Annotated in this window: 4 protein-coding genes; 3 read left to right on the forward strand and 1 reads right to left on the reverse strand. The window is 65.9% G+C overall.

What is annotated here, in order from left to right; translation table 11 throughout:
* Nucleotides 1-279, forward strand: a 279-nt coding sequence (locus AC0Z36_RS29315) for a hypothetical protein (protein ID WP_485466117.1), incomplete at its 5' end; no start/stop codon positions are given.
* A gap of 445 nt (nt 280-724) precedes the next feature.
* Here the strand turns inward: AC0Z36_RS29315 and AC0Z36_RS29320 are convergent.
* Nucleotides 725-1,828: a LysR family transcriptional regulator gene (locus tag AC0Z36_RS29320; protein WP_485466118.1), complete on the reverse strand. Its 1,104-nt coding sequence runs from the start codon at nt 1,826-1,828 to the stop codon at nt 725-727.
* A gap of 89 nt (nt 1,829-1,917) precedes the next feature.
* Here AC0Z36_RS29320 and AC0Z36_RS29325 point away from each other — a divergent pair, with 89 nt between their 5' ends.
* Together AC0Z36_RS29325 and AC0Z36_RS29330 are read left to right on the forward strand one after the other, a co-directional pair.
* Nucleotides 1,918-3,453, forward strand: a complete 1,536-nt coding sequence (locus tag AC0Z36_RS29325; protein WP_485466119.1) for an MFS transporter — start codon at nt 1,918-1,920, stop codon at nt 3,451-3,453.
* A gap of 20 nt (nt 3,454-3,473) precedes the next feature.
* Nucleotides 3,474-3,710 carry a PPOX class F420-dependent oxidoreductase gene (locus tag AC0Z36_RS29330; RefSeq protein WP_485466120.1) on the forward strand — a complete coding sequence of 79 codons (237 nt, stop codon included), beginning with the start codon at nt 3,474-3,476 and terminating at the stop codon, nt 3,708-3,710.
* Nucleotides 3,711-3,776: the final 66 nt, after the last annotated feature.

Genomic DNA, 3,776 nt, shown 5'->3' on the forward strand with positions numbered 1-3,776 from the left:
CAGGTTAGGACAAGTTCAACTAATCAGGCATACAGCACAAGCTGGAGCAGAGGTAAAAGCCTCACATGGGTCTTTTCCTGGGTAAACGCCCTCTCGGATCTCCAGGCGCGGCTATTGGCCATGGTGGGTGAGGCTGCGGCTGACACGGAGGTGTCGCGACGGCTGCTGAGTCAGGCGCTCTACTCGGGCGGCTGGTCGGCGAAGCTGGGCCCGCTGGCGCACTGCGATCCCGGGGTGGTTGCGGCGATGGCGGGGGAGCGGATCAGCCTGGCGACGTGAGTGGTGCAGCACGCTACTCTGCGATTCGGGTTTGGGACTCAGATCGGTTGACGGAGGCTCATGATGCATACTCAGACGCAGTGTTGGTTGATTTCCAAGTGAATGAAAAATGGCCAACGCGTCGGTTTCGTCGCTGGTGGCGAAGGGTGGGTCCCGCGTATGCGGGGATGGTCCCGCGCATACCGCCGTGGTGATGCTCACCGCCAAGTGGGTCCCGCGTATGCGGGGATGGTCCTCTACATCGCAAGCCACACCCCGGAAGACGCGAGTGGGTCCCGCGTATGCGGGGATGGTCCCACTGGTGCCAGGACATCAACGCCCTCGACAAAGTGGGTCCCGCGTATGCGGGGATGGTCCCGCCGTCGTCCTCGGCGGGTTCCACGGCCGGTTGTTGACTGAGAGCAAGCGGACGCCGTATCCAGCAGCCAGTATCGAGCAGACCCGGTCAATTGAGACGGGACAGTGAACAGGTGGGTGCAGGTCCCTCCCCTGCACGAGAAACAGTTTCATGTCGTGTAACTTTCGTTACACGACATGAAACTACTGCTCCCCTCAACTCACCCGCCGACGCCAGTGCGGCTGCCCCGCGCCGCCGCGCCGCCGCGCACCCCGCACAGCACCACCCGCCGGCCTGCCCCCACTGTGCCGCCGGATCAAAGTCCAGCCACCCGTGGAACCCCGCCGCCAGCGCGAACTGCTCCAGCAGCACCGGCAGCACCGGATGCCGTTCGTCCCGGCGCCAGATCAGCGACCACGCGTACATCGGCACCGGATCGGCCAGCGGGATCCGCACCACGCCACTGCCCGGCAATGCCACACCGGCGGGCAGCAGCGAGAACCGGTCCGGTTCCTCCGCCAGCCGCTCCAGGAACGGGCACAGGCCGAGATTGACCCCGGAGAAGTCCGCGGGAATCCCGAACTCCGCAGCGAACGCGGCGAGGAAATCCACCCGCTGCGCAGCGGCGGGAAACCACAGCGAACCGTCCCGGAGGTCCTGTGGGCGCAGTGAACTGCGACCGGCGAGCGGGTGTCCGCTGCCGACGACGACGGAGAGCGGTTCAAGGCGTACGGGTCGGTGGACCAGCGCTTCGGGGCGTGCGTCCAGCGTGTCCGACACGCGTCCGAGAACCACGTCGACCTCGTGCCGGAGCAGGCCGTCGACGGCCGCCTCCGCGCTGCGCCGCATGCCGACTTCGATACGCAGGTCGGGATCCTGTTCGAGGACGGTGTGCAGGGTGCGCAGCGGTGCGAACATGTGTCCCCACACGTCGACGCGCAACGCTTCCGGGGTGTCCCGTGCTGCGGAGACAGCGGCCTCCCCCGCGTCCACTGCCTGACGTGCGGGTCCGAGGAACCGCTGTCCGGCGGGTGTCAGTGCGACGGTGTGCCCGGAACGGTCGAAGAGACGCACCCCGAGGTTGTCCTCAAGCCGGGCGATGCGCTTGGACAGTGCCTGCTGGGTGAGGAACAACTGCGCGGCGGCCTTCCCGAAGTGCAGTTCCTCAGCGGCTACGACAAACGACTGCACCTGCGTCAGGTCCAGGACCATGCTCCCCCACCTCGTCTGACAACCGTTGGTTGTCGAGTAGGACGAACAGTTGTTGGACCACCCGCATTCCCCCGCGCTCTTCTAAGCGCATGAGCGCTGTCGTTGAAACACCGGTCCAGGCGGCCGGACAGAAATTCGTACAGAAACCAGGTCCGACGCCACGTCAGTGGCTGATCCTGACTCTCCTCCTCGGCGCACAGTTCATGCTCGCTGTGGACTTCTCCATCCTCAACGTGGCTCTGCCGGAGATCGGCAGCGGGCTCGGCTTCACCCTCGGGAACCTCCAGTGGATCACCACGGCGATGATGCTGCCGTCGGCCGGATTCATCCTGCTGTTCGGCCGGATAGGTGACCTGACGGGCCGCCGGCGGCTGTTCCTGGCCGGGATGGTGTTGCTGGCCGCCGGCTCGGTACTCGGCGGCCTGGCCGACTCCCCCAGGGTCCTGCTGACCGCCCGTGTCATCCAGGGCTTCGCGGTCGCCCTGGCCACCCCTTCGGCACTGGCGCTGCTGACCACCGCTTTCCCCGAAGGCCCGCTCAGGACAAGGGCGTTGGCGCTCAACGGCATCCTGATCTCGATCGGATTCACCGCCGGATCGATCGGCGGCGGACTGCTGACCGACCTGCTCAGCTGGCGGTGGGCGTTCTTCATCAATGTGCCTGTGGCGACAGCGATCCTGATCGCGACGCCGATGGTGATCGCTGAATCCCGTACAGACGTGAAGACGAAGCTGGACCTCCCGGGTGCGGTGACCGTGACCGGTGGGCTGCTGACGCTCGTGTACGGGATTACCCGGGTCGGCGAGGCCGGCTGGAGTGACCCCCTGGGCCTCAGTGCACTGGGCCTGGCGGTTGTCCTGCTCATCGCCTTCTGGCGGATCGAATCCACCGCTGTCGCACCGTTGGCTCCGCTTCAGGTCCTGAAGCGGCGTTCGGTCCGCGGCGGCAACTTCGGCGGGTTCATCACCTTCACGATGGAGTCGTCCGTCATCTTCCTGATGACGCTCTATCTCCAGCAGGTCCTGGACTACTCCCCCATGCAGACCGGTCTTGCGTTCACCGCCCTGGGTCTCGCGGCGTTCGCCGGCGGAATGTTCGCCCCGAAGGTCATCGGCCGGGTCGGCACCCGCAACGCCATGACCGGGGCACTCGCCCTGCAGGGCCTGGCCACCGCCGGACTGTTGTTCCTCGGTCGCGGCGATGAGGCGGTCTTCGTGCTGCTCGCGGCCACCGCCATCGGTGGCGGCGGCCACATCATCGCCATCGTCGCGTACATGGTCACTGCGACCTCCGGGCTCCCGGACGACGAACAGGGCCTGGCCACCGGGCTCGCCTCAATGACCCAGCAGGTCGGCATCACGATGGGTATCCCGGTGATCAGCGCGATCGCGGCGGCCCGGACCGCGTCGACCGGTGACGTGCTGTCAGGGATCCACGCGGGAATCGCGGTCAACGCTGCGATCGTCCTGGTCGGGGCAGTGGTCGCGTACTTCCTCCTGAAGCCCGGATCCGTACACACGTCTCTTCTGAAGCCCGGATCCGGATACGTACCTGAATCCGCACCCGATTCCCAGCTGAAGCCCGCAGTCGATTCCGCAGTCGATTCCGCACCCGCATCCCTGTGAATTCCCTGGAGCCCACCATCATGTCCGTGATCCCCGCCGGCCACCTCGACCTTCTTGAACGCCCGTTGTTCGCGCATATCGCAACCACGAGGCCCGATGGGACTCCGCAGGTCAACCCGATGTGGGTGCTGTGGGACGGCGAGTATCTACGATTGACGGTCACCAAGGACCGGCAGAAGTACAAGAACGTCAGCCACGACCCGCGGTTGTCACTGTCCATCAATGACCCAATGCCGCGTAGCTTAAGTAGATCTTGATCGGCGGGGTGCCACCCGGGGTCGGTAGGGTTGCCGACCGTGGACCAACGGGTGGACGTGAGCGGC

This window comes from Kitasatospora sp. UYEF31, assembly GCF_057291755.1.

Excerpts from the sequence above, each read along its gene's own strand:
- AC0Z36_RS29320 (WP_485466118.1), bottom strand. The coding sequence starts at position 1,828 with ATGGTCCTGGACCTGACGCAGGTGCAGTCGTTTGTCGTAGCCGCTGAG.
- AC0Z36_RS29325 (WP_485466119.1), top strand. The coding sequence starts at position 1,918 with ATGAGCGCTGTCGTTGAAACACCGGTCCAGGCGGCCGGACAGAAATTC.
- AC0Z36_RS29330 (WP_485466120.1), top strand. The coding sequence starts at position 3,474 with ATGTCCGTGATCCCCGCCGGCCACCTCGACCTTCTTGAACGCCCGTTG.